Consider the following 25,867-nt stretch of genomic DNA (forward strand, 5'->3'; position numbering starts at 1 on the left):
TCATAAAGGGAAACCTGTCATGATCACCCGTCGTCTGCTCGGCGGCCTCGCGGCCTCCGCCCTCACCTTGCCCGCGTTCGCCCAGACCGCCCCGGTCATGCGCCGCACCCTTGATGCCGCCACCGCCTTCCCGGCCGCCGGCCGTCGCCCCTGGGCCGACCAGATCCCCAATCTGCGCATCGGCCTGCTGGGCGGCGAGAATGAGGCCGACCGCCTCGGCCGCTACGGCGCCTATCGCGACCTGCTGGAAGCGACCTTCGGCATCCCCACCCGCCTCTATCCGGCGTCCGACTATGCCGGCGTGCTGCAGGCCTTCTCGGCCGGCCAGATCGAGGCCGCGAGCCTCGGCGCCTCCGGCTATGCCGGCGCCTGGCTGGACACCAACGGTGGCGTCGAGCCGATCCTGACCGCCGAGGAACTGGACGGCACGATCTCCTACATCTCCGTCCTGGTCGTGCGCGCCGACAGCGGCATCACCACCCTGGAGCAGATGCGCGGCAAGAGCCTCGCCTGGGCCGATCCGAACTCCACCTCGGGCTACCTGATCCCGCGCTTCGGCCTGCGCCAGGCCGGCATCGGCGTCGAGCCGGGCCAGTACTTCTCCCGCACCGGCTTCGCCGGCGGGCATGAGCAGGGTGTCGTCGCCGTGCTCCAGGGCCAGTATGATGGCGCCTGCACCTGGGCCTCGGGCCAGGGCGACGAGTCCAAGGGCTTCAGCCGCGGCAACCTTGCGGCCATGGTGGAGAAGGGCATGCTGAACATGCGCGACCTGCGCATCATCTGGAAGTCGGCGCCGATCCCGAACGGGCCGCTGACGGTGCGGACCACGCTGCCCGCGTCCTTCAAGGAAGACATGAAGCTGTTCCACCTCGCACTGCCCAAGGCGCATCCGGCGATCTACCGCGACGTCGAGCGCGGCGGCGGCACCGGCTATCGCGAAGTGACCCACGCCGACTACCAGGTCATCGTCGATCTGCGCCTCGACGAGGCCGCCCAGCGTCGCCGCCGCTCGTAACTTGTCGGCGGCCTTCCATACGGACATCTCCCCCGTCGTCGCGACGGGGGAGGCTGCCTTCCAGGCCGCGCGCCAGCAACGGCGCCTGGCCACCCTTGTCGCCATCGCCGTTCTCGTGCCCTGCCTGCTGCTCGCGGGCTGGGTCAGCGAGGCCTGGCCCTCGACCATCTGGGCCGGGCTGCCGCGGATCGGCGAATACTTCTGGCGCATCCTTCCCAGCCTCAGCCTCGATCATCTCTTCGGCGGCACCAAGACCGAGGGCAGCCTCGCCTTCTGGTTCTACCGCGCGCCGGAATGGCTTTGGCTGCTGTTCGAGACCGCGAACATGGCGGCCCTCGCGACCCTAATGGGCAGTGCCGTGTCGCTCGTGCTGGCCTTCCCCGCCGCGCGGAACCTCTCGCCCTCGCCGCTGATCTACCAGCTCACCCGCCGTGGCCTGGAAGCGCTGCGCACGGTGCCGGAGATCGTCTATGCGCTGATCTTCGTCTGGGCCTTCGGTGTGGGCGCCCTGGCCGGCATCCTCGCGATCGCGCTGCATACCGCCGGCGCCAACGGCAAGCTCTTCGCCGAGGCGATCGAGAACACCGACCTCGGCGCCTGGGATGGCGTGCGCTCGGCCGGCGGCTCCTGGGCGCTGGCCTGCCGCTACGCGATCCTGCCGCAGGTGCTGCCCAACCTCATCTCCTATTTCCTGCTGCGCTTCGAGGTGAACATCCGCTCGGCCAGCGTGGTCGGCTTCGTCGGCGCCGGCGGGATCGGCGCGGAGCTCTATCAGGTGATTTCCTTCAACTATTACGAGGAGATCAGCGCCATCATCCTGCTGATCATCCTGGCGGTGGCCTCGATCGACCTGCTCTCCGAACGGCTGCGCCACGCCATCATCGGCAGGCTCGGGGGCCCGGCATGAGTGCCAGCATCGAGACCTGGCGCGCACGGCTGCCGGCTGCCTTCGGCGCCACGCGGGCGCAGGTGATGACGCGGCGGCTGGGCTGGACGGCGTTCCTGCTCTGGCTGGCGGCGGTGCTGTGGTGGTTCGACTTCACGCCGGTGCGGCTGTGGAACGGGCTGTCGGGGCTCGGCGTGATCATCGTGATGATGATCCCGCCCTCCCCCGGCGAGCTTTGGGTCGAGATCCTGAAGGGCATCGCCGAAAGCGTCGCCATGGCCTTCCTCGGCACCTTCCTGTCGGCGACGGTCGCGATACCGCTCGGGTTCCTGGGTGCGGGGAATGTCGTGACGGCGACCCTGCTGCGCTTCTCCATCCGCCGCGTCTTCGACGGCTTCCGCGGCGTGGACCAGCTGATCTGGGCGCTGGCCTTCGTCCGCGCGGTGGGGCTGGGGCCGCTGGCCGGGGTGCTCGCCATCTTCACCGCCGATATCGCGGTGCTGGCCAAGCTTTATGCCGAGGCGATCGAGAATGTGGAACGTCGCCAGAGCGAGGGCGTGATTGCCGCCGGCGGCAGCAAGCTCGCCGCCCTGCGCTTCGGCGTGCTGCCGCAGGTGCTGCCGGTGATGCTGGCCCAGGCGCTGTATTTCTTCGAGAGCAACACAAGAAGTGCCGCGATCCTCGGCGTGGTCGGGGCCGGCGGCATTGGCTTGCAGATCGCCGAGCGCATCCGCGTGCGGCATTGGGATGAGGTCGCCTTCATCATCATCCTGATGATCATCACCGTCGGTGTGATCGACTGGATCTCGGGCAAGGTGCGCCGCAAGCTGATCGGCGAACGCGGGCGCCAACCGGTCTGAAACCGGGCGGTCTGAAACCAGCCGGTCTGAAACCGGGCGGTCTGAAACCGGGGCGGCGGGGCTACAGCCGCGCCGCCTGGAAATGCATCCAGTCGAAGTCCCGCGTCCGGCCGAGGCTGACCAGCCCCTCCTCCTCCACGATCGCCCAGAAGGGTTCGTAGTCCGGCTTGGCGAATGCCGCCTGCTGGTGGTTCATCGTCAGCGTGTTCCGCTCCGGGTCGAGGTCGATGGCGATGCCCCAGCTATGCATCGACATCTTCGTCCCGCCGCGCATCTTGCGCACGTTGAGGCAGCCGCCGAACAGGTCCAGGCGCAACGCGTGGATCTTCGCCTCGCCATAGGTCTCCAGCACCCGCTGGAACACCCGCTGGAAGGCAGGCTGCACCTTGGCATGGCAGGAGAAGCGGGTGACGCGCTGGCTGGTGTCCCAGGCGAGGCGCATTTCATAGGGCAGCGTCAGCATCACCTGGTTCTGCCCGACCGGGCCGTAGAACGCCTCGCACTCATCCTGCCGGGGCCAGATCGTCGCCTTGCCGGAGGCCGGGATGGGGTGCCGCGGCGTCTCGTCCCGGCCCTCGATCAGCAGCGGCTTGCCAGTCCGTTGCAGGCTTTGGAACGAGTCGCGGCCAAAGCTGGTGGAAGGGCCGGAGAGGCCATCGATCTTGCCGACCTCGATGCCGGCGTCGCGGATGATCGATTGCTCGACGGCGATCTTCCGCCGCTCGGGGCCCCAGCCCTCCCACCCGCCGGCAAGCCGCCCGGCCATCGCCTCACGCGAGAAACGCGCCTCGATCGCCTCCAGGATCGCCGGATTGGGCGCCCCGTCGATCTCGCCCGCATAAAGCCCGTCCGCCTTCAGGACCGCCTGGAATTGCCCCCAGCTGAGATCGCCCGGCATCTGTCTGCTCCCGTTCAGGGGAGGATCATGGCGGATCGGCATCGATAAAATCCAGAGCTGGTTGCGGTGCTCCGGCCGGGCGGCGCCGGCCCAATCCGGCAGCGCCGATCGATGCCACACGGAATCGTGTTTGATATCTTTCGTTATTGACCGATCGGCCGGGCTAACCTCACCCCATAATATCATTGGAGAGTTAATGGCGCCGTACCCAGAGCTTTGCGTGAGGTCTAATGCTAAATCCCTATTCTGGACGGCCCGACGGCTCGTTTTGGCGGCGGGCGGTCGCCATAGCACCAGCGGATGTCGATCCCGTCGGAGCCGCCAAATTCCTCATCGCAGCCTCCGACAAGATCGCCACGGCGGGAAGCTGCTTCGCGCAACACATTTCCCGCACCTTGGTGCGGCAGGGGTTTGACTACCTCGTCACCGAAACCGGGCCGCCCGAGCGGGGCTTCGGAACCTTCCCCGCGCGCTTCGGCAACATCTATTCGCCCGCCCAGCTCCTGCAATTGTTTCGCCGCGCCTATGGCCTGTTCGAGCCGACGGAGGAGGCCTGGACGCGCCCGGACGGCCGCCTCGTCGATCCGTTCCGCCCGCAGGTCGAACCGCAGGGATTTGCCACGATCGAGGCGCTGCGTGCCGACCGGGACCAGCATTTGGCAGCGGTGCGACGCATGTTCGAAGACTGCGACGTGTTCATCTTCACGCTTGGCCTGACTGAAGCCTGGCGCTCGACCAAAGACGGCGCGGTATTCCCGCTCGCCCCCGGTGTGGCGGCTGCGCCGGATCATGGCGACATCGCTTTCCACAACTTCACTATCGCCGAGATTTCCGCCGACCTGACCGCCTTCATGGCAGCGTTTCGCGCGGTCAACCCGCGCGTGCGGGTGATCTTCACGGTGTCCCCGGTCCCGCTGGTCGCGACCTATGAGGACCGCCATGTGCTGGTCTCGACGATCTACAGCAAATCGGTGCTGCGGGTCGCGGCCGAGGACGTTAGCCGCAACGAGCCGTCGGTCGCCTATTTTCCCTCTTATGAGATCGTGACGGGGCACCACACCGGCTACCGCTACTTCGACGAGACGTTGAGAAACGTGACGCCGCAGGGTGTTGAGGCGGTCATGGGGTTGTTTTCGCGCCACTACCTCGCAGCCAGCACAGAGGCGCCCGCTACGCCCGTCCTCCCGGCAAAGCCCCCTGCCGCTCCCGTCCGCCTGGACCCGGAATTCGCTGCCCTGTCAGCCATCATCTGCGACGAGGAGGCCATTGATTCATGAAGATCGGTATCCTTGGCAATTGCCAGACCGCCGGTTTCGTTGCCAGCCTGAACGCGCTTGCTCCAGGTCATGAGCTGACGGTGGTCCGGTTGGACACCAACGACAGGAATGGCGATCTTGAAGCCCATGCCAGCAATCTTTCCGCCTGCGATCTTCTGCTGACGCAGCCCGTCCATGACGCGCCCAGCGGTCCGCTGCGGACCGATCTGCTGGTTCCCCGTGCGCACCGGGCCCTAATATTTCCGGCCTTCAGCTTCCGTGGGTTCCACCCCGATCGCCTGATCTACCAGGGCACGACGGGCAGCGCCACGCGCGGACCGACGGATCCCTGCCATTCGGCGATCGTCATGGCCTGCTTCCTCGAAGGGCTTTCCCCGCAGCGCGCCATTCGGCTCTTCAATGCCTTCACCTATGCATCGCTCGGGTACTTCGACGCCTATGAAGGCGACCTCCAGCAGGCAACGGCCATGCTCGCCAAGTACGAGGTCAGCTTCGACGAGGTGCTGCGACGGGCATCCCGATACTTCATGCATTCGCCGGTCCATCCCCGCATCGAAATCATCTTCGGGATCGCGAAGGCGACGCTGCAACGCGCGGGCCTGCCGGTGCGCGATGCCGCCGTGCCGGACGACACCTTCGTCGAGCCCTCCAAATGGCCGGTCTATCCCGAGATCGCCGAACGCCTCGGCATCGCCGGCAGCCTGGAGTTTGAATGCCACTTCAAGACCAGGGATCTGCCGACGATGGTCGAGCAGGCCTATGCCGCCTATGCCACTTGGACCCGGTTCGAACCGGTCCCCGTGGTCGAGCGCGCCCGGAACTTCCTCCGCGAGCAGGGTCTTGGCACGCCGGTTGCGCCTATCCGCCTCGCCCCCGCCCTCACCCCGCAGGATGTGAAGCAGGCATATCGCCTGATCCTGGGACGCGAATGCGAGCGGGACGAGGTGGCGGAGTTCCACGCGAAGGCCTTCCCAACCCTCGCCCAGTTGCGTGAGGTGCTGCTCCGTTCGAAGGAGTTTCAGATCACGGTGCGGCCCTATCTGTCCCAACCGTAGTAGGGACGCCACCCGCCGCCTCGGCGGGATCGCAATTCGCCCCGCAGACCAGCACGCCCACCCGCGCGCCAGGCCCCGGCACCCAGGCCCCGCAGAGCAGCGCCGCCAGCGCCGCCGCCCCGCCGGGCTCGGCCACGACCCGGCAGGCGGACCACAGCCGCATCTGCGCCTCCCGGATCGCTGAATCGGGCACGGTCACCGCGGCGGTGACCACCGGCGCGGCGGCCGCGAACATCAAGGCCCCCACCTGCCGCGCGCCCAGGCTGTCGGCCGCGAGCCCGCCGACCGGCGCCGGCACCGGCCGCCCGGCCCGCAGGGCGGAGAGGAAGGCGGGGCAGCCCTCGGGCTCCACCGCCACCAATGCGACCCGCCGCCCCCACCAGCCGGCGATGCCGCCCAGCAGCCCGCCGCCGCCGACGGCGATCAGCGCATGGGTCAGGCCGGGGTCCTGTTCCTCCCATTCCAGCGCCAGCGTCCCCTGCCCTGCCAGCACCTCGGGCTGGTCATAGGCGTGGATGATCATGGCCCCGGTCTCGGCGGCACGGGCCTCGCTCGCCTCGCGGGCCTCGTCGTAGCTCGCGCCGCCGATGGTCAGATGCGCGCCCTCGGCCGCGATCCGGGCGCGCTTGGCAGCGGCGGAGATGGCGGGCACGAAGATCTCGGCCCGGTGCCCCAGCACCCGGGCCGCCAGCGCCACCGCCGCCCCGTGATTGCCGCCCGAGGCCGCGATCACCCCGGCCGGCGGCACCGGCGCGGAGAGCATGCGGTTGAAGGCGCCGCGCGCCTTGAAGGAGCCGGAGACCTGCAAGGCCTCCAGCTTCAGCACCGCGTCGCAAGGCGCACCCAGGCTGGCGGCCGAGACCTCCAAGAGGGGGGTGCGGCGGATATAAGGGGCGATGCGGCGCGCGGCCGCAGTGATGGACTGCTGCATAGGGCCATCCTCCCAGCCCCTCTCGCAACGCACAACCGGGGCGTGCTTCCAGTTCTGCCCGGTTCCTGCCATATTTCGCCGCATTACAGGGGGGGAACCCGTTCGCCATGCTGCTGCACGGGTCCGCCTGCGCCTGGGATGCCACGGGTTCATCCGCGGCCGGGGTGCTGCTGCTCGGACCGCCGGGCTGCGGCAAGAGCGATTTTTCCCTGCGTCTGCTTGGTCTTGGCTTTACCCTGGTCGCCGATGACCAGGTGGAACTCTCCGAGGAGAATGGGCAGATGCAAGCGCCTTCCACCCTGGCCGGCATGATCGAGATACGCGGCCTCGGCATCGTCTCCGGCCTGCCGCATGGTCCGGCGCCACTGACGCTGGTGGTGGACTGCCTGCCGCGCGAGGCGGTGCCCCGGCTGCCCGTGCCCGCCTTCTGGCGTGCCGGCGCGCTCGCGGTCCCCCGCATGGGCCTGCATGCGACCGATGCCTCGGCCCCGGCCAAGGTCATCATGGCGCTGGATGTCCTGGCCGGACGTCGCGGCCTCGTCGCCGGTGCCTTCGCGGCATGACCCCACTCGGCAGCGACCGTCGCCGGATCGTTCTGGTGACGGGCCTGTCGGGCTCGGGCAAGGCCAGCGTGCTGCGGCTGCTGGAGGACCAGGGCTTCGAGGCGCTGGACAATTCCCCGCTGCCGGCGGTCGAGGCCGCGGCGCTCGAACCCCATCCCCGCCCCCTGGCGGCGGCGATCGATACCCGCACCCGCTCCTTCACCCCCGAGGCCCTGCTGAAACTGGTCGCCCGGCTGCGGCTGCGGCCGGAGCTGGAGGTCACCCTCCTCTTCGTGACCGCCGAGGATGCGAGCCTGCTGCGGCGCTATTCGGAATCCCGCCGCCGGCATCCGCTGGGCGGACGGGTCGCGGAGGGGATCGCGGCGGAAACCGCCCTGCTGGCCCCGCTGCGCGATGCCTCCGACCTCGTGCTGGACACGACGGAGCTGGCCCTGCCCGACCTGCGCCGGCTGGTGGCCGGCCGGTTCCGGCCCGCCACCGCGCCCGGGCTTGCCGTGACGGTGATGTCCTTCGCCTATCCGCGCGGCCTGCCGCGGGAGGCGGATCTGGTGCTGGACCTGCGCTTCCTGCGGAATCCACATTATGATCCCGCTCTGCGCGCGCTGACCGGCGGTGACCCGGCGGTCGCTGTCTTTGTCCAGGCAGATCAAGCCTGGGGCCCATTCTGGCAGGGCATGACCGGCCTGTTGGACTTGCTCTTGCCCCGCTACGCCGCAGAGGGGAAATCATACCTCACAATCGCCTTCGGCTGCACGGGCGGCCAGCACCGCAGTGTGCTGGCCGCCGAGCGCCTTTCGGCGCATCTCGCATCCCAGGGCTGGATGGTGGAGTGCCTGCACCGCGAAAGCGTGTCATGGCCTCCCCCCCCTGCCGCCGCCCCCAAGGAGGGCATCTTGGACACATCGGTGCACGCAACATGATCGGGCTTGTTTTGGTGACCCATGGGCGGCTCGCGCTCGAATTGCGGTCGGCCATGGAGCACGTGGTGGGGCCGCAGCCGCAGCTGGTCACCGTCTGCATCGGACCCGACGATGCGCTGGAAAGCTGCTGTACGGATATGCGCGTCGCGGTCGGCGCGGTGGATACCGGGGATGGGGTGGTCGTGCTGACCGACATGCTCGGCGGCACGCCCTCCAACCTCGCCTGTTCGGTGCTGGACCGCCCGGATGTCGAGGTGATCGCGGGCGTCAACCTGCCCTTGCTGGTCAAGCTCGCCAAGCTGCGCGGCAATACCCCGCTGGCCGATGCGGTGGACCAGGCGGTCTTCGCGGGCCGCAAATACATCACCAGCGCCCGCTCCCTACAGGCGGAGCAGACGCTGCATCCCGCCAAGCCGGGGATGCTGCGCCGCGGAGCGGCCTGACCCCCCTCTGAGACTCCGCGCCCGGGCCGGGCGCGATGACGTATGCGTGGCCTGCGGTCTAAATTTCTGCTGGGGCTTCGCCAAAGCGGCAGATGTGTTGCATCCTGAACACCAAAGGAGCAGCCCATGAGCGATTGGCCCGGCAAGACCCAGGATCCGGCCGATGCGCAGGGCGGTTCGGCGCTGGTGCTGCGCCGCGCCCTGACCATCCGCAACAGCCGCGGCCTGCATGCCCGGGCCGCCGCCAAGCTGGTCACGCTCGCCGAGCGGTTCTCCTCCCAGATCCTCATCTCCCGCCATGGGCAGAAGGTTCTCGCCGGTTCAATCATGGGGTTGATGATGCTCGGTGCCGGCAAGGGCAGCGATGTGGTGATCGAGGCCGAGGGCTGGGACGCCAAGGAGGCGCTTGAGGCGATCTCCGCATTGATCGAGGCGGGATTCCATGAAGACTGACCTCCCCGCCAAGCGGGCGACCGCGGCCAAGCGCCTCAAGGAAGCCCCCTTCCGCGGCATCGCCATCGCCCCCGGCGTCGCGATCGGCCCGATCTTCGACACCACCGAGCCGCAGGCCGAGGCCCCCCGCCGCCGCGCCATCAAGGCCGAGGAGGTGGAGCTGGAGCGCTCGCGCCTCGGCACCGCCGTCACCGTCAGCCGCAAGCAGGTCGGCAAGCTGCGCACCCGGCTCGAGATCCTGCCCGAGGAGGCGCAGCAGGAGCTGGCGCCGCTGCTCGACGCCTATCTGATGATGCTGGCCGATTCCCGCCTGCTGCGCGGCGCCCGCAAGCGGATCGAGGCCGATCTGCTGGCCGCCGAAACCGCCGTGCAGGACGAGGCCGAGGCGATCGCCGCGGTGATCCTGGCCGCCAAGGATGACGACAAGGCCGGGCTGCGCCGCCGTGCCTCCGAGGTGCGGGAGATCGCGCGCCGGCTGACGCGCAACCTGACCAAGAACCCGTTCCGCTCCTTCAAGGACGTGCCCGAGGGTGCGATCCTGCTGGCCGAGGAGCTGACCCCCGCCGATGCCGCGCTTCTCGACCCGTCCCGGATCGCCGGGGTCGCGACGGATGAGGGCGGCGCCGATGGCCATACCGGGATCATGCTGCGCGCGCTCGGCATCCCCTCGGTGCTCGGTTGCCATGGGCTGACCGATTCGGCGAGCCCGGGGGATTATGCGGTGCTGGATGGTAGCGCCGGCACCATCGTGCTGCGCCCCGGGCCCGATGCCCTGGCGACCGGCCGGGAGGCGCTCGCCGCCTTCGCCAAGGAGCGCCAGAAGCTCGCCAAGCTGCGCCGCCTGCCGGCCGAGACCACCGATGGCGAGGCGGTCGAGTTGCAGGCGAACCTGGAGATCCCGGCCGAGCTGCCCTTGATCGCCCAGGCGGGCGCGCTCGGCATCGGGCTGCTGCGGACCGAGTTCCTGTTCATGAACCGCGAGGATCTGCCCGACGAGGAAGCGCAGGTCGCGGCCTATGCCGAGGTTGTCAGCGCCATGGCCGGCGATCCGGTCACCATCCGCGTGCTGGATTGGGGGGGGGAGAAGGACATCCAGGCCCTGGCCGAGGGCATCGGCTCGCTGCACACCGGCCCGAATCCGGCGCTCGGCCTGCGCGGCATCCGGCTGCTGCTGCGCCGGCCGGAGCTGCTGGAGGTGCAATTCGCCGCCATCCTGCGGGTCGCGGCGGATGTCGGCCCGGTGCGGGTGCTGCTGCCGCTGGTCACCATCCCCGATGAGGTCGCCCAGGCACGCGAGATCCTGGAGCGCGTCGCCCGCCGCCTGCGCCGCAAGGGCGTCTCGGTGCCGGACAAGCTGCCGCCGGTCGGTGCCATGATCGAGACGCCGGGGGCCGCGCTGGCCGCCGATGCCATCGCGCTGGAGGCGGATTTCTTCGCCATCGGCACCAATGACCTCGCGATGTACACGCTGGCGGTGGACCGCGCCGAGGTCGAGGTCGCGCATCTCTACGACCCGCTGCACCCCGCCGTGCTGCGCCTCGTGCAATTCGCGACCGAGGCGGCGTTGCGGCTGCGGCTGCCGGTCAGCCTCTGCGGCGAAATGGCCGGCAATCCGAAGCTGACGCCGCTGCTGCTGGGGCTGGGCTTGCGGACGCTGTCGATGAACGCCTCCTCCATCCCGCGGGTGAAGCAGGTGGTCCGCAGCCTGGATATCGGCGATTGCGCGCGGCTCGCGCGCCGGGTCATGGAGCAGTCGGAACCGCGGCGGATCGCGGAGCTGGTGGAAGGCTTCGTGCCGGGCTCGCGGGGATAGCGCCGCCGCTGAGCCTGGCGACCAGGAAATCGACGAAGGCCCGCACCCGCCCCGGCACGTTGGCGCCGCCGATGAACACCACATGGATCGGCTCCACCTCACCGGCATCGTAATCGGCGAGCAGGGAGACGAGCTGCCCGGCGGCCAGATCCTCGGCCACATGGAACAGGCCGAGCCGGGCGATCCCCAGGCCCGCGATCGCAAGCTGGCGCACCGTCTCGCCATTGTTCGCCTGGACCAGCCAGGGCACCGGCAGCACCCGGACCTGGCCCTGGATGCGGAACGGCCAGCCCTCCATCGCCCGGCGGAAATTGAAGCCGAGGCAGTCGTGGCCCGCGAGGTCCTCCGGCGCCGCCGGCTTCCCGCGCCGGGCGATATATTCGGGCGAGGCCACCACCACCCGCGGATTATCGGCCAGCTTGCGCGCCGTCAGCCGGCTGTCGGGCAGCGCGCCGACCCGGATCGCGACATCCGCGCGCTCCAGCACCAGGTCGATGACGGTATCCGAGAGGCTGATGTCCAGCCTGATTCCCGGATGCAGGCGCAGAAATTCCGGCAGCAGCGGCAGCACATGGCGATTGCCGAAGGGCAGCGAGACATTCAGCCGCAGCCACCCGCGCAGCGCCGCCTGTTCGGTGACCTCCCGCTCCGCCTCGGCCAGATCGGCCAGGATGCGCAGGCAGGCGCGGTGATAGGCCTCGCCTTCCGGCGTCAGCGCCAGGGCGCGGGTGGTGCGGAGCAGGAGCCGCACCCCAAGCCGCGTCTCGATCCGCGCCAGGATGCGGCTGACGGCCGAGGGCGAAAGCCCCAACTCCCGCGCCGCCGCCGACAGGCTGCCGCCCGCGACGACGCGGACCAGCACCTCCATCTCGCCCGAACGGTCCACCCAGTCGCGCGCCATTCGTGCCTCCACATCACAGGTGATGGACCTCTGGGCGGCCTAACCCCGAGCGCCGCCCGCGTCCATCTTTGCCTTTTCGCGGAGACGGCAGAATGAAGATCTTTCTCACGGGGGCCAGCGGCTACATCGGCGGCTCCATCGCCGCCCGGCTTTTGGCGGCCGGGCATGAGGTGCGCGGACTGGTGCGCGATCCCGCCAAGGCCGCAGCGGTGCAGGCGGCGGGTGCCACGCCCGTGCTCGGCACGCTGGATGACGCCGCCATCCTGACCCGGGAGGCACAGGCGGCCGATGCCGTCATCAATGCCGCCAACAGCGACCACCGGGGCGCCATCGAGGCGCTGGTGGCGGGGCTCGCCGGCTCGGGCAAGGCGCTGCTGCATACCAGCGGCAGCAGCCTGGTCGGCGACACCGCCATGGGCGAGCCCTCCGACGCGGTCTTTGCCGAGGACACCCCCGTCACCCCCGCCCCGGAAAAGGCCGCCCGCGTCGCGTTGAACGATTACGTGCTGGCGCAGGCGCCGGGCATCCGCTCGGTCGTGCTGTGCAATACGTTGATCTATGGCGACACGCTGGGTGTGCCGGCGCAGAGCGTGCAACTGCCCCGGCTGATCGCCCAGGCCCGCCAGAGCGGCATCGCCCGCTATATCGGCCGCGGGCTGAACCGCTGGTCCACCGTGCATGTCGCCGATGTCGCCGACCTCTACCTGTTGGCGCTGGAGAAGGCGCCGGCGGGCAGCTTCTACTATGTCGAGAACGGCGAATCCGCCTTCCGCGACATGGTGCAGGCGATCGCCGACGGGCTCGGCCTCGGCGAGGCCCAATCCTGGCCGGCCGAGGACGCCATCGCGGCCTGGGGCCGGGAGATGGCGGTCTTCGCGCTCGGCTCCAACAGCCGGGTGCGCGGTGCGGGTGCCCGCGCACTGGGCTGGGCACCGCAACACGCCTCGGCCGAGGAATGGATCCGCCAGGCCCTGTAAACCGGCCGCGGCCCGACCATAGTAAAAAAGCGAGGTCCCCCCCGAAGGGGACCCGCGATCCCGAGGGCGTCCGTTCTTCTTTTTGCTGCCACTCGAGGATCGAACATGACACGCAACCTGCCGCTGCTGGCCCTGGCAATCGGGGCCTTTGGGATCGGTACGACCGAATTCGCCCCCATGGGCCTGCTGCCGGTGATCGCCGGCGATCTGGGGGTCTCCATCCCAAGTGCCGGGCTGCTGGTCAGCGCCTATGCCTTCGGCGTGCTGCTGGGCGCACCGTTGATGACGCTGACCACCGGCGGGCTGCGCCGGAAGACGCTGCTCCTGCTGCTCATGGGGCTCTTCACCCTGGGTAACCTGCTCTCCGCTTTGGCGCCCGGGTATGGGACGCTGCTGGCGGCGCGGCTCGTGACCTCGCTCTGCCATGGCGCCTTCTTCGGCGTCGGCTCCATCGTCGCGGCAAATCTGGTCCCGCCGGAGAAGCGGGCGGGGGCAGTCGCCGCCATGTTCATGGGGCTGACCATCGCCAATGTCGGCGGCGTGCCGCTGGCGACCTGGTTCGGCCAGGTGGCGGGCTGGCGCGCGGCCTTCTGGGGGATCACCGGGCTCGGCGTGCTGGCGCTCGCGGCGCTGCACTATGCGCTGCCGCGCGCCCCGGTGGAGCCCCGCGCCGATATCGGCCGCGAATTGCGCGTGCTGCGCCGCCCGGCGGTGCTGCTGGCGCTGGCGACGACGGTGCTGAGCTCCAGCGCCATGTTCACCGCCTTCACCTATATCGCGCCGATCCTGCAGGAGGTGACGCGGGTCTCCCCCGCCTTCGTCACCCAGATGCTGGTGCTGTTCGGGCTCGGCCTCACCCTCGGCAATTACTTGGGTGGACGGTTTGCCGACCGTGCGCTGAATGCGACGCTGGTCACCGTGCTCGCCGCCATCACCGCGTTGCTGCTGATCTTCGCGGTGACCATGCATTGGGCGCTGCCGGCGGCGGTGACGATCTTCGTCTGGGGCGTGGCGACCTTCGCCATGGTGCCGCCCTTGCAGACGCGGGTCATGCGGACCGCCTCGGATGCGCCGAACCTCGCCTCCTCGGTCAATATCGGGGCGTTCAATCTGGGCAATGCGCTGGGGGCGGTGCTCGGGGGGGCGGTGATCGGGGTCGGGCTCAGCTATGAGTATGTGGCGGTCGCCGCGGCGGTCCCGGCGCTGGCGGCGCTGGGGCTGGTGCTGGTCTCGATCCGCGGGCGCCGCCCCGTGCCGGCCGAGGCGCTTTGCGCGGAAAGCTGAGCTGGCGATCACATAACGATATCTGCATATGTCGCCGGTAACCCTGGCCATGCCGCGCCGCCCGTGCTAGGCGGCGCGGCAGACACAGGAGTTCCCGACCCATGACCGATTACGTCGTCAAAGACCTCAGCCTCGCTCCCTGGGGCCGCCAGGAAATCGAGATGGCCCAGGACGAGATGCCGGGGCTGATGGCGACGCGCCGGGAAGCCAATGGCACCAAGCCGCTGGCCGGGGCCCGCATCGCCGGCTGCCTGCACATGACCATCCAGACCGCCGTGCTGATCGAGACGCTGACCGAGCTCGGCGCCGATGTGCGCTGGTCCTCCTGCAACATCTTCTCGACCCAGGACCACGCCGCGGCCGCCATCGCCGCCTCCGGCGTGCCGGTCTTCGCGATCAAGGGCGAGACCCTGCCGGAATACTGGTCCTACGTGCAGCGCACGATGGAATGGGCCGATGGCGGCGAGCCGAACATGATCCTCGACGATGGCGGCGATCTGACCGGCCTCGTCCACTTCGGCCTGCGCGCGGAAAAGGGTGATGTCGCCTTCCTCGACGCGCCCGGCAATGAGGAAGAAGAGGCCTTCTTCGCGCTGATCAAGGATTGCCTGAAGACCAAGCCGGGCTGGTTCGCCCGCCTCGCCGCCTCGATCAAGGGTGTGTCGGAGGAGACCACGACCGGCGTGCATCGCCTGCAAGTGATGGCCCGCGAAGGCCGCCTGCTGTTCCCGGCGATCAACGTCAACGACAGCGTCACCAAGTCCAAGTTCGACAACCTCTACGGCTGCCGTGAGTCGCTGGTCGATGGCATCCGCCGCGGCACCGACGTCATGATGTCGGGCAAGGTCGCCGTGGTCGCGGGCTTCGGCGATGTGGGCAAGGGCTCGTCGGCCAGCCTCAAGAACGCCGGCTGCCGCGTGCTGGTGACGGAAGCCGATCCGATCTGCGCCTTGCAGGCCGCGATGGAAGGCTATGAGGTCGTGACGATGGAAGAGGCCGCCCCGCGCGGCGACATCTTCGTCACCGCCACCGGCAATGTCGATGTCATCACCATCGAGCACATGCGCGCGATGAAGCACCGCGCCATCGTCTGCAACATCGGCCATTTCGACAGCGAGATTCAGGTCGCCGCGCTGAAGAACTACAAGTGGTTCAACGTGAAGCCGCAGGTCGACGAGATCGAGATGGCAGAAGGCAAGCGCATCATCCTGTTGTCGCAGGGCCGGCTCGTGAACCTCGGCAATGCGACCGGGCATCCGTCCTTCGTGATGTCGGCCTCCTTCACCAACCAGGTGATGGCGCAGATGGAGCTGTGGTCGAACAGCGGTGCCTATGAGAAGCAGGTCTATACCCTGCCCAAGCGCCTGGATGAGAAGGTCGCGGCGCTGCATCTGGAGAAGGTCGGCGCCAAGCTGACGAAGCTGACGGCGGCGCAGGCCGCCTATATCGGCGTCGGCGACCAGGGCCCGTTCAAGCCCGACACCTACCGCTACTGATCCGCTGATCCTTCGACCCGGGCCCGGCCTTCGCCAATCGGCGAGGGCCGGGCCTTTTCTGTGGTACCCTTCTCCGTCTTGTCAGCCCCCGATGGCTGACGCACCCTGCGCATAAGCGCGGTGCCGATGCCCGCGCAAAAAGTTCGCTCGAACGGACTGCGTGAGGATGGGGACAAGGTGAGCGTCATGCCGTTCCGCCCATGCCGGGCCTCCCCCTACGTCGTTCCGCCCCGATGAGGACGGCTCGCAAGAGCACGGGCCCGTTCGCGCGCGACCACCGATCCGGATCGACACAGGAGAGCCCTCAGAATGGCCGCGGTCACCATTGAACGCATCGAGGCGATCCCGCTTCGCATCCCCTTCGATCATTGGGCGCCGCCGCCGCTCTACGCCGGGCGGCCGAGAACGACGCTGGACACGCTGCTGGTGCGGGTCACGACCAACCGGGGCCTGATCGGCTGGGGCGAGGCATTCGGCGGCACCTGGCCCGCGACGGTGGCGGCCTTGGACACCTGGGTCACACCGCTGGTCCTGGGGCAGGATGCGACCGACCCGCGCATCGCCGCGCGGCTGGAGCGGACGCTGCACAACCTTGGCCGCTCCGGCCCCGTGATGCATGCGATCAGCGGGCTCGACATCGCCTTGTGGGATCTGCGCGGCAAGATGGAGGGGGTGCCGGTGCATGCCCTGCTGGGCGGCAAGCGGCGGAACCAGGTGCCGGCCTATGCGTCTCTGTTGCAATACTACAACGATCTCGGCTTGATCCGCACCAATGTCGCGCGCGCGCTCGACCGCGGCTATCGCCAGATCAAGCTGCATGAGCGCACCCCCGAAGCCGTCGCCGCGACGCGTGAGGTGACGGGGCCGGGCATCCCGATCATGGTCGATACCAACTGCGCCTGGACGCCCGATACGGTGACCGAGGCGGTGTTGAGCATGGCGCCGTCCAAGCCGCTCTGGGTGGAGGAACCGATCTGGCCGCCGGAGGATTTCGCCTCGCTGGCGGTGCTGCGCCAGGCCACCGGCATTCCCATGGCGATCGGCGAGAACGCGACCGGCACGCTGGACTTCGAGAAGATGATCGCGGCCAAGGCGGTCGATTACGTCCAGCCCAGCGCCACCAAGATCGGCGGGCTGACGCCACTGTGGCAGATCGCGACCCACGCCGAGGCGCATGGCGTGACCTGCGTGCCGCATGCGGCCTACTTCGGCCCGGGTTACCTCGCCACCCTGCACGCCCTGGCCGCCAAGCCGAAGGAGAGCGCGATCGAGCGCTTCTTCTGCGACCTCGGGCTGATGCCCTATGCCGCCACCGTCCCGGTCATCAACGGCTGGGTGCAGGTGCCCGACGGGCCGGGCCTCGGTGCCGAGCCTGAACTGGAATTGCTGGAGCGATTCCGGGCCTGAGCAGCGCCAGGCCCACGGCGGGTCATTACGGGAGGAAACAAAAAAAATGAACGACCTGAACCGGCGCGCCTGCGTCCTCGGAGCGGCGGCGCTCTGGGCCGCGGCGCGGGCCACACCGGCCGCGGCCGAGACCTATCCCGACCATCCGCTGCGGGTGATCGTGCCCTATGCCGCCGGCGGTGCCTCGGACACGCTGGCGCGGCTGCTGGCCGATATCCTCGGCGGGCAGCTTGGGCAGACGCTGGTGGTGGAGAACCGCGGCGGTGGCGCCAGCGTCGTCGGCACCCAGGCGATCGGGACCGCGCGGCCGGATGGCTACACCATCGGCGTCATCGACAGCGCCTTCGTCATCAACCCCGGCCTGTTCGGCAGCAGGCTGCCCTATGACACCGTGGCGGATTTCGCGCCGGTGTCGCTGGTCGCCCGCTCGCCGCTGGTGCTGGCCGTGCATCCGAGCGTGCCGGCCACGACCGCGCAGGAGCTGGTGGCCCTGGCCAAGGCCCGGCCGGGCAGCATCGCCTTCGGCTCCGCCGGCCTCGGCACCGCCATCCATCTGGCGGGCGAGCAGTTCATCCAGACCGCGGGGGTCGAGATTATCCACGTGCCCTATCGCGGCGGCGCGCCGTCAATCGTGGATCTGATCGCGGGGCAGGTGCAGATGACCTTCTCCACCGTGCCCTCCATCCTCGGCCATGTGCGCTCCGGCCGGGTGCGGGCGCTGGCGGTGACCGGGCTCGGCTCGGAGCTGCTGCCGGAGGTGCCGACCATGGCCCAGGCGGGGTTGCCGGGCGTCGATGCGGCGCCGCTGTTCGGCATGGTGGCCCCGGCCAATACGCCGCCGGCGGCCCTTGCCCGGCTCGCCAGCCTGACCGCGGCGGCGGTGACGGAGGGCCCGCTGCGGCGACGCCTCATCGAGCTCGGCTTCGAGCCGGTGGGCAGCACCCCCGAGGCGTTCCGCGCCACGATCGCCGAGGAGGTCGCCAAATGGACCCGCGTCATCCAGGCGGGGAACATCAAGGTGGATTAGGCGCCGCCTGGGCTGCCTTCCCCCCTGCCCATGCTTGGCTTATGTGGGTTGCCGCCGCCATTGCTCACCGGAGGAACACCAATGAACCGTCGTGCCATGCTGGGGGCGGCCGTTGCTGCCTCCCCCGTTGCGCTTGCAGCACCCGCTCTCGCCCAGACCGCGATGCCGGAGGTGCGGTGGCGCCTCACCTCCTCCTTCCCGCGCACCCTGGATGTGCTGTTCAGCACGCCGGAGTTGATCGCCCGCCGCGTCGCGACGCTGACCGACAACAAGTTCCGCATCAGCGTCTTCCCCGCCGGCGAGATCGTCGGCGGGTTGCAGGCGCTGGACGCCGTCCAGGCCGGCACGCTGGAGGCCGCGCATACCGCCTCCTACTACTATGTCGGCAAGGAGCCGGGCTTCGCCTTCTTCACCGCCATGCCCTTCGGGCTGAACACGCGGCAGATGACGGCCTGGCTGCGCCATGGCGGCGGGCGTGAGCTGCAGGACACCTTCTTCAACGAATACAACATCAAGGCGATCCCCGCCGGCGATACCGGCGCGCAGATGGGCGGCTGGTTCCGCAACGAGGTCCGCAGCCTCGCCGACCTCAACGGGCTGAAGTTCCGCATCGCGGGCTTCGCCGGCCAGGTGTTCCAGCGCCTCGGCGCCGCGCCGACGCAGGTCGCGGCCGCCGACATCTACCCGTCGCTGGAACGCGGCACGCTCGATGCCGTCGAATTCGTCGGCCCGCATGATGATGAGCGGCTGGGCTTCGTCCGCGTCGCCCGCAACTACTACGCCCCAGGCTTCTGGGAGCCCGGTGCGCGGCTGCACTTCATGGCGAACCAGCGCGCCTGGGATGCGCTGCCCGACCTGTACAAGGCCGCGATCGAGGTCGCCTGCGCCGAGGCCGACAGCGAGATGGTCAGCAAGTACGACCACCTGAACCCGCTGGCGCTGCGCCGGCTGGTGGCGGCGGGCGCGCAGCTTCGCTTCTGGCCGCGCGAGATCCTCCAGGCCGCGTGGCGCGAGAGCAATGCGCTGTATGAGGAAACCGCGTCCAAGAACCCGCGCTTCAAGGCGATCTGGGACAGCTACAAGCCCTACCGCACCGACCAGTACCAGTGGTTCCGCGTGGCCGAGAATTCCTTCGACAACTTCGCCTTCGCGGCGGCGGCGCAGCAGTAGGCCTCAAGCCGGGCTGCGCTTCGGCCCGCCCGGCCCCTACCTTACCATCTTACCATCTTACTGCCTTACCGGGGCTTTGCCCTCCGATCCGGACGTGGCGGCGGCCTGCCGCAGCCACGCGTAGGACAGCAAGCCGGGAAGGCATCATATCCTAACATCAACCTCCGCGCCCTGGCCCAAAAATCAACGCGGCGAGGGGCACCACAGAGCGTTCACCCGGTCCAACTCCACTGCATGGGCCTCGCGCAGCGGCGCGCGTTCGGCCGGAGGCAGCATGCCGGTGAGGGAGAGAAACCGCAGCTCGGCCAATGCACCGGTCGTCAGATCCGCCCAGGGGTAGGCGGTGGCCTCGCGCAGCGCTGCGAGACTCGCGGCCAGTTCAAGCCTGTGCCGCGCCAACAGCGCTGAGTCGGGCGCGTCAGGCTCGCTGAACAAATCGGGCGTGACGGGGCCTGGGCCGAAGAGATCGGGCTGGGCGGAACGGCGAAGGCTGGACATGCCCCATCCTAACCATCCGCATAGCCGATGTCACGGCCGTCACCTGCTTGCGACGCCGCAACATCCAGCCCAAAGTCCAATAATGTCAGAGACTTTCCGCCGCGAACGGCTTCCGGAAATCGTGCAGCATTTGGCCTCGCGGCCCGGCCATGAGGCGGTCCGCAGCGGGGTCATGGCGCTGCTGACCGAGGGACTCGGCGCCGCCTTCGCCGAGGTCACGCATGAACTCCGCATGCCCGAAATTCGCGGGCGGGCGGATGCGCTGCTCGGGGCCACCGTGTTCGAGTTCAAATCGAACCACGCCGGCGAAATCGGCGATGTGACGCACAAGATGCCGGACTATCTGAAGCAGCGGGAGGACGCGACCGGCCGGCACTTCATCGGCATTTCCACCGATGGCGCGCTCTTCCAGGCCTGGGAGTTGCGGGACGGCCGGCTGGAACCGCTCACGAGTTACAAGACCGACCCGCGCCGGCCGGAGGGTCTGCTTGGCTGGCTCGCCGCCGCGGTGCTGGATCGGGACGATATGATCCCCGAGCCCCAGGCGATCGCCGATATCCTGGGCCGCAACAGCCTGACCTTCGCCCGTGCCGCCGCGATCCTGGCCGAGCTTTGGACCGGGCTGTCCACCCATCCCGAGGTGAAACTGAAACGCGACCTGTGGGATGGGCTGCTGCGGGAGGTCTATGGCGATGACGTCGCCTCGGATGCGCTGTTCCTGCAACACACCTACCTCACGATCCTGGCGAAAACCATCGCCGCCGGGGTGCTGGAGGTGCCGGGCGCGGATGCGACCGCCATCCTCTCCGGCCGCGCCCTGGAGGAGCGGGGCATCCACGGCGCGGTGGAAGCCGATTTCTTCGACTGGCTGCTGGAACGGGAGGAAGGCCACGATCTGGTCCGCCGCCTGGCCCGCCAAGCGGCGCGGTTCCGGCTGCGGGATGTTCAGTCGGATGTGCTGAAGGCGCTCTACGAGAGCCTGATCGACCCCGACCAGCGGCACGACCTTGGCGAATACTACACGCCGGACTGGCTGGCCGCGGCGGTGACCGAGGCCGCGGTGGAAAAACCACTGGAACAGCGGGTGCTGGACCCTGCCTGCGGCTCCGGCACCTTCCTGTTCCATGCGATCCGGCGGCTGCGCGCCGCGGCACCGGATCGGACCGCTGCGGAACGGGTCGCGCTTTGCACCCGACTGGTCCGAGGGCTGGATGTGCATCCGGTCGCGGTCATCATCGCCCGCGTCACCTGGCTTCTGGCGCTCGGCCCCGATGTCACGAGCCGCAGCGCGCCGCTGCATGTGCCGGTCTATCTGGGCGATGCGCTGCAATGGAACATCAGCCAGATCGGCGATGCCAAGGAGGTCCGCGTCGCGGTGCCGGGCGATCCGCCGCTGGTGGTGCCGGGCGGCTTTGCCGAAGATCAGCAGCTCTTCGATCAGGGCCTCGCCGCGCTGACGCGGGGGTTGGAACGCGACAGCACGCAAGAAGAACTGGGGCGGCAGTTGGCGCGGCTGGACGGGGCGACGCCGGAGGATGCGGCGAAGATGGCGGAGACCTATGGCCGGCTGCGTGCCCTGTTCAAGGCGCATCGGGATGGCATCTGGCCCTTCGTGCTGCGCAATCTCAGGCGACCGCTCTGGTTGTCGCGGCCGGATCAGCAGGCCGATGTGCTGCTGGGCAACCCGCCCTGGGTCGCCTTTCGCCATCTGTCGGCGCCGATGCAGCGGCGACTGCGGGAGGCATCGGAAGCCTTGAACCTCTGGGTCGGCGGGGTGCTGGCGACGCAGCAGGATCTATGCGCGCTGTTCGTGGCGCTGGGCGTGCAGCGGTATCTGCGGCCGGGCGGGCGGGTGGCGATGGTGCTGCCCTATGCCGTGCTGAATCGTCCCGCCTTTGTCGGGCTGCGCGCCGGGGATTTTCGCTCTGTCCAAATCGCCTGGGATGCGGCCTGGTCGCTGGATGAGAAGGTGCGGCCATTGTTTCCGGTGCCGGCCTGCGTGATGTTCGGCCATCGCGCACCGGCTGGGCGCCTGCCCGCGACGGTTCGGCGCTGGAGCGGCAGCCTGCCGCGCCGGGATGCGACGGCGGCCGAGGCGGCGCGGTTCGTCACATCGGTCGATGCGCCCTGGCCGCCGATGCCGACGCTGAACGGCGTCAGCCCGTATCGCGCGCGGTTCAAACAAGGCGCGACCATCGTGCCACGCCGGTTCTGGTTCGTGGAGCCGGTGGCGGCGGGCCGTCTTGGGCAGAACGCCGCGGCGCCAATGATGCAGGGCAAGGCGGGGGGGCAGGACAAGAAGCCGTGGCGCGAGTTGACCCCGCCACGCGGCCCTGTCGAGGCGCGGTTCCTCCGGCCGGTGCTGCTGGGCGAAAGCCTCGCGCCTTTTCGGGTCCTTGGGGCGTCGCTCGCGGTCTTGCCGCTGGATGACGGGGGGCATGTGCTCACGGCCCGGCAGGCCGGGCTGGACGGGTTCCCGCATCTGTCCGACTGGCTGCGAAGCTGTGAGACGCTGTGGAATGCCCATGCCAGCCGCACCGAAAGCGGCGCAACGAAGATGACCCTGGCCGCGAGCCTCGACCACATGCGGAAGCTGACGGCGCAGGTGCCGACACCGCCGTTGCGGGTTGCCTATGCCGCGTCTGGCCTTCTGCCGGCGGCCGCCGTGGTCGATGACGCGACAACGGTCGTGGAGCACGCCTGCTATTGGACCAGCGCCCGAAGCATTGGTGAAGCGCGATACCTCTGTGCGCTATTGAACAACGAACGTATTCGCGTGCTGGTCGAGCCGATGCAGCCCAAAGGCCAGGGCGGCGCGCGCCACTTCGACAATCTGATGTGGGAATTGCCGATCCCGGACTATGACCCCCGCGACCCGCTGCATATCGCCCTCGCTGGTCTGGCCGAGGAGGCCGAGCGCATCGCGGCCGCCGTGGCGCTGGTCCCTGGCGCCTATTTCACCACGCAGCGCCGCGCGATCCGCGATGCCCTGACCGCCGCCGGCCTGTCCGCGCGGCTGGATGCCGCGGTGGCCGCGATCCCGGGGCTGTAGCCGCCCCACCAAAGCCGGCGCCAAGCGCGGCAGGTCCAGGAGCCGCTGGCTCCTGGTGGGGGGAGCGCGAGGGGGGCGCGCAAAGCCCCTCTCGCAGGGCGGTCAGGCCGGCACGGGCACGACCGGCGCCAGCGCCTCCAACAGCGCCCCGCGCAGTTGCGCCAGCTTGCGCTCATTCTCGATCTTCAGCCCGAAGACGTCCTTCACGTAGAAGACGTCCACCGCCCGCACGCCATAGGTGGTGATGTGCGCCGAGGAGATCTGCAGCCCCTGCTCGGTGATCGCATCGGTCACGTCATGCAGCAACCCCGGCCGGTCGCGGCCGTTCACCTCGACCACCGTGTGGTTTGTGCTGGCGTGGTTGTCCACGACCACACGCGGCGGCACCGTCACCGCGCGCAGCCGCGCCGGTTCGCGGCGCACCTTCTGGATTTCCGCCTCCAGCCGCAGCCGCCCCGACAGCGCCTGTTCGATCAGCACCGCGAGCCTGGCCAGCCGGTGCGGCGCATCGAAGGCCCCGCCCGAGGCGTCCTGCACCCAGAAGGTATCGAGCGCCATGCCATTGGTCATGGTGTGGATGCGCGCATCGACGATGCTCGCCCCGGCCACGGCCAGCGCGCCGGCGATGCGGCTGAACAGCCCCGGATGGTCGCTGCACCAGACCGTCACCTCGGTCACGCCGCGAGACTCCTGCACGCGGGTACGGACGGTCAGGGGGGCCGCATCCACCTCCGCCTCATGGATCATCGCGGCGTGGCGGGCATGGGTCTCGGGGTCGAAGCTGAGCCAGTAGCCGGGGTAGCCGAGGGCGAGGAAGCTATCGACCTCCGCCTTCGGCCGGCCCTCCAGCATCGCGGCGGCGGCGGCGCGGGAACGGGCCACGCGCACATCGCGCTCCGGCACCGACAACCCGCCGGCCAGCACCTCGGCCACGCGCCAATAAAGCTCGCGCAGCAGGGTCGCCTTCCAGCCGTTCCAGACCTTCGGCCCCACGGCCCGCATATCGGCGACGGTCACCACCAGCAGCAGCCGCAGCCGCTCCGGCGATTGCACCACCTCGGCCAGATCCATGATGGTCTTGGGGTCGTCGATGTCGCGCTTGAAGGCGGTCTGGCTGATCAGCAGATGGTGCAGCACAAGCCAGGAGACGGTCTCGGTCTCCTCGGGCGTCAGGCCGAGGCGGGGGCAGATCTCCTGCGCCATGCCGGCGCCGAGTTCGGAGTGATCGCCGCCACGGCCCTTGGCGATGTCATGCAGCAGCATCGCCACATGCAGCGCGCGCTTCGATTGGATCTGGCCGATCAGCTCGGAGGCGACGGGCGCGATCTCGCCCAGCTCGCCGCGTTCCATGCTGTCGAGCACGCCGACGGCATGGAGCGTGTGCTCCTCGACGGTATAGACGTGGTAGGTGTCGAACTGCATCAGCCCGACGATGCGCGCCCATTCGGGCAGGAAGCGCGGCAGGAAGGCGAAGGAATTCAGCATCCGCATCGAGCGGGCGGAATCCTTGCCCGTCAGCAGGTCGAGGAAGAGCGCATTCGCTTCCGGGTCGCCACGCAGGCGCTGGGCGTCGCGGGCGTGGCGGATCATCGAGCGCTGTGCCAGCGGATGCAGTTGCAGGCCACGATCGCGCGCCGCGATCAGCAGCCGCAACATGATCGCCGGGTCCTCGCCAACCTTGCGATCGGGGGCGAAGAGCAGCTTGCCATCGGCCACCGCGATCCCCGCCGCGGTCAGCGCCGCATCCGGCGCCGCCTGCACCGCGGGCAGGCCAAGGGCGGCGCGCTCGATCGCCGGCTCCAGCAACCGGCACAGCCGCACCACCTCCCGCGCGGTGAGGAAGAGGTGCTTCATGAAGCGCTCGACGCCATCCTGCGAGCCATGGCGCGTGTAGCCCATGCGGGCCCCGACCACCGGCTGCAGGTCGAAGGTCAGGCGTTCCTCGGCGCGGCCGGTGACGTAGTGGAGGTGAAAGCGCACGGTCCAGAGGAAGTCCCAACAACGGCGGAACTGGCGGGCTTCCTGATCCGTCAGCAGCCCGCCGCCGGGCGCATCGGGGCCGACCAGGTCGGTCATGCGCTGGGCGGCGAAGGCCCAGCGCGCGAACCAGTACATGGTCTGCATGTCGCGCAGGCCGCCGCGGCCTTCCTTCAGATGCGGCTCCACCAGATAGGGGCTGTCGCCGTACCGCTTGTGCCGCGCTTTCCGCTCCGCGCGCTTGGCCGAGAGGAACTGGCCGAAGCCCCAGACCTTACGGGCGCGGGCGAAGGCATCCTGGAAGCGGACGAAGATCGCCGGGTCCCCGGCCAAGTGCCGCGCATCGACCAGCGCGGTCTGGATCGTCGCATCCCCACGCGCGTCATCGACGCATTCGGTGATGGTGCGGGTCGCGTGGCCGACCTTCAGCCCCAGGTCCCACAGAAGGTAGAGCATCGCCTCCACCGCCCGCCGCCCGCGCGGCCCGAGCGGATGGTCGGACAGGAACAGCAGATCCATGTCGCTGCTGGGCGCCATCACGCCGCGGCCATAGCCGCCGGTGGCCGCCAAGGAGAAGGGCCGTTCGGAGGGGGGGGTCATCCCGGCCTCGGCCAGCGGCTGCGCGAAGCGCGGGACCGCCGCGCGCTCGGCGGGCGAGGGGTAAGAGCGGTCGGAGAAGGGCCGTTCGGGGGAGGCCGGCATCGGCTGGCCTTCCGGCGCCTCGGCCATGACGCTCGCCAGGGTCCAGGCATGGGCACCGCGCGCGACGCCATCCATCAGCGCGGCAAGCCAGCGCGCCGCCGCCAGGCCCGAGAGGTGGTGCGCCTCGAACTCCTGCTGCACGCGGCCCTGGATGCGGGACAAATGGCGGCGCAGCACCGTCAGCGCCACCTCTCGCCCCACGGGACGGCCGCCTGGAAGCAGGTCGGCCAGAGGGTCACCGAAGCTTGGTTGGCTTGGCGTA

The 25,867-nt window shown here is 69.3% G+C and carries 22 protein-coding genes; 17 read left to right on the forward strand and 5 right to left on the reverse strand.

Translation table 11 applies throughout. The features are described 5' to 3' along the window. Positions 1-19 precede the first annotated feature (19 nt). The 3 genes from phnD to phnE (C8P66_RS10900) are packed head-to-tail and all read left to right on the forward strand — an operon-like array spanning position 20 to position 2,761. Positions 20-1,015 (forward strand): phosphate/phosphite/phosphonate ABC transporter substrate-binding protein, encoded by a 996-nt coding sequence (gene phnD, locus C8P66_RS10890; RefSeq protein ID WP_111398291.1) that lies wholly within the window; start codon positions 20-22, stop codon positions 1,013-1,015. Position 1,016: 1 nt separating this feature from the next. After that, positions 1,017-1,922, forward strand: a complete 906-nt coding sequence (gene phnE, locus C8P66_RS10895) for a phosphonate ABC transporter, permease protein PhnE (protein ID WP_245903432.1) — start codon at positions 1,017-1,019, stop codon at positions 1,920-1,922. Beyond that, entirely contained in the window at positions 1,919-2,761 is an 843-nt protein-coding gene (phnE, locus tag C8P66_RS10900; protein ID WP_111398292.1) for a phosphonate ABC transporter, permease protein PhnE, read from the forward strand. The genes phnE (C8P66_RS10895) and phnE (C8P66_RS10900) overlap by 4 nt, the downstream gene beginning before the upstream one ends. Before the next feature lie 61 nt (positions 2,762-2,822). On the opposite strand, the gene C8P66_RS10905 is transcribed toward phnE (C8P66_RS10900), so the two are convergent. After that, positions 2,823-3,659, reverse strand: a complete 837-nt coding sequence (locus C8P66_RS10905) for a M15 family metallopeptidase (protein WP_158537207.1) — start codon at positions 3,657-3,659, stop codon at positions 2,823-2,825. Between the two features lie 230 nt (positions 3,660-3,889). On the opposite strand from C8P66_RS10905, the gene C8P66_RS10910 reads away from it, so the two are divergent. Both C8P66_RS10910 and C8P66_RS10915 read left to right on the forward strand, forming a co-directional pair. Continuing rightward, positions 3,890-4,936: a GSCFA domain-containing protein gene (locus tag C8P66_RS10910; protein WP_111398294.1), complete on the forward strand. Its 1,047-nt coding sequence runs from the start codon at positions 3,890-3,892 to the stop codon at positions 4,934-4,936. Beyond that, complete coding sequence (locus C8P66_RS10915; RefSeq protein WP_111398295.1) at positions 4,933-5,991, forward strand: WcbI family polysaccharide biosynthesis putative acetyltransferase; 1,059 nt, start codon at positions 4,933-4,935, stop codon at positions 5,989-5,991. Before C8P66_RS10910 ends, C8P66_RS10915 begins: the two co-directional genes overlap by 4 nt. Here the strand turns inward: C8P66_RS10915 and C8P66_RS10920 are convergent. Continuing rightward, a complete protein-coding gene (locus C8P66_RS10920) occupies positions 5,960-6,922 on the reverse strand; it encodes a serine/threonine dehydratase (RefSeq protein ID WP_111398296.1) in 963 nt (320 codons plus the stop codon). The two genes, C8P66_RS10915 and C8P66_RS10920, sit on opposite strands and share 32 nt — an antisense overlap. 107 nt (positions 6,923-7,029) lie before the next feature. On the opposite strand from C8P66_RS10920, the gene C8P66_RS10925 reads away from it, so the two are divergent. The 5 genes from C8P66_RS10925 (at position 7,030) to ptsP (ending at position 11,114) form a co-directional block, all read left to right on the forward strand. Next, positions 7,030-7,485 carry an HPr kinase/phosphorylase gene (locus C8P66_RS10925; RefSeq protein ID WP_111398297.1) on the forward strand — a complete coding sequence of 152 codons (456 nt, stop codon included), beginning with the start codon at positions 7,030-7,032 and terminating at the stop codon, positions 7,483-7,485. After that, positions 7,482-8,405 (forward strand): RNase adapter RapZ, encoded by a 924-nt coding sequence (rapZ, locus tag C8P66_RS10930; RefSeq protein ID WP_111398298.1) that lies wholly within the window; start codon positions 7,482-7,484, stop codon positions 8,403-8,405. Before C8P66_RS10925 ends, rapZ begins: the two co-directional genes overlap by 4 nt. Beyond that, complete coding sequence (locus tag C8P66_RS10935; protein ID WP_111398299.1) at positions 8,402-8,848, forward strand: PTS sugar transporter subunit IIA; 447 nt, start codon at positions 8,402-8,404, stop codon at positions 8,846-8,848. Before rapZ ends, C8P66_RS10935 begins: the two co-directional genes overlap by 4 nt. Positions 8,849-8,974: 126 nt before the next feature. Beyond that, a complete protein-coding gene (locus C8P66_RS10940; protein WP_111398300.1) occupies positions 8,975-9,301 on the forward strand; it encodes an HPr family phosphocarrier protein in 327 nt (108 codons plus the stop codon). Beyond that, positions 9,291-11,114, forward strand: coding sequence for a phosphoenolpyruvate--protein phosphotransferase (gene ptsP, locus C8P66_RS10945; RefSeq protein ID WP_111398301.1), 1,824 nt, complete (start codon positions 9,291-9,293; stop codon positions 11,112-11,114). The genes C8P66_RS10940 and ptsP overlap by 11 nt, the downstream gene beginning before the upstream one ends. Here the strand turns inward: ptsP and C8P66_RS10950 are convergent. Further along, complete coding sequence (locus tag C8P66_RS10950; RefSeq protein WP_211314113.1) at positions 11,044-12,015, reverse strand: LysR family transcriptional regulator; 972 nt, start codon at positions 12,013-12,015, stop codon at positions 11,044-11,046. The two genes, ptsP and C8P66_RS10950, sit on opposite strands and share 71 nt — an antisense overlap. Positions 12,016-12,107: 92 nt before the next feature. On the opposite strand from C8P66_RS10950, the gene C8P66_RS10955 reads away from it, so the two are divergent. From C8P66_RS10955 to C8P66_RS10980, 6 genes are all read left to right on the forward strand, one after another. After that, positions 12,108-12,992 (forward strand): NAD-dependent epimerase/dehydratase family protein, encoded by an 885-nt coding sequence (locus C8P66_RS10955; protein WP_111398303.1) that lies wholly within the window; start codon positions 12,108-12,110, stop codon positions 12,990-12,992. Between the two features lie 105 nt (positions 12,993-13,097). Continuing rightward, on the forward strand, positions 13,098-14,276 hold the full coding sequence (locus C8P66_RS10960; RefSeq protein ID WP_111398304.1) for an MFS transporter: 1,179 nt from the start codon (positions 13,098-13,100) through the stop codon (positions 14,274-14,276). A 101-nt stretch (positions 14,277-14,377) separates the two neighbouring features. Next, a complete protein-coding gene (gene ahcY / locus C8P66_RS10965) occupies positions 14,378-15,772 on the forward strand; it encodes an adenosylhomocysteinase (RefSeq protein ID WP_111398305.1) in 1,395 nt (464 codons plus the stop codon). Positions 15,773-16,081: 309 nt separating this feature from the next. Continuing rightward, entirely contained in the window at positions 16,082-17,179 is a 1,098-nt protein-coding gene (locus C8P66_RS10970) for a mandelate racemase/muconate lactonizing enzyme family protein (protein WP_111398306.1), read from the forward strand. Positions 17,180-17,225: 46 nt separating this feature from the next. After that, entirely contained in the window at positions 17,226-18,206 is a 981-nt protein-coding gene (locus C8P66_RS10975) for a tripartite tricarboxylate transporter substrate binding protein (RefSeq protein ID WP_111398307.1), read from the forward strand. A gap of 81 nt (positions 18,207-18,287) precedes the next feature. Further along, a complete protein-coding gene (locus tag C8P66_RS10980) occupies positions 18,288-19,376 on the forward strand; it encodes a TRAP transporter substrate-binding protein (RefSeq protein ID WP_111398308.1) in 1,089 nt (362 codons plus the stop codon). Positions 19,377-19,559: 183 nt separating this feature from the next. Here the strand turns inward: C8P66_RS10980 and C8P66_RS10985 are convergent, their stop codons facing one another. Beyond that, entirely contained in the window at positions 19,560-19,874 is a 315-nt protein-coding gene (locus C8P66_RS10985; RefSeq protein ID WP_111398309.1) for a hypothetical protein, read from the reverse strand. An 82-nt stretch (positions 19,875-19,956) separates the two neighbouring features. Between C8P66_RS10985 and C8P66_RS10990 the strand changes: the two genes are divergently transcribed. Then, positions 19,957-22,926, forward strand: coding sequence for an N-6 DNA methylase (locus C8P66_RS10990; RefSeq protein WP_158537208.1), 2,970 nt, complete (start codon positions 19,957-19,959; stop codon positions 22,924-22,926). 102 nt (positions 22,927-23,028) lie between these two features. On the opposite strand, the gene C8P66_RS10995 is transcribed toward C8P66_RS10990, so the two are convergent. After that, positions 23,029-25,806: a [protein-PII] uridylyltransferase gene (locus tag C8P66_RS10995; protein WP_342768012.1), complete on the reverse strand. Its 2,778-nt coding sequence runs from the start codon at positions 25,804-25,806 to the stop codon at positions 23,029-23,031. Positions 25,807-25,867 lie beyond the last annotated feature (61 nt).

It is taken from the genome of Humitalea rosea (assembly GCF_003253705.1).
In the GTDB taxonomy this organism is placed as follows: Bacteria; Pseudomonadota; Alphaproteobacteria; order Acetobacterales; family Acetobacteraceae; genus Humitalea; species Humitalea rosea.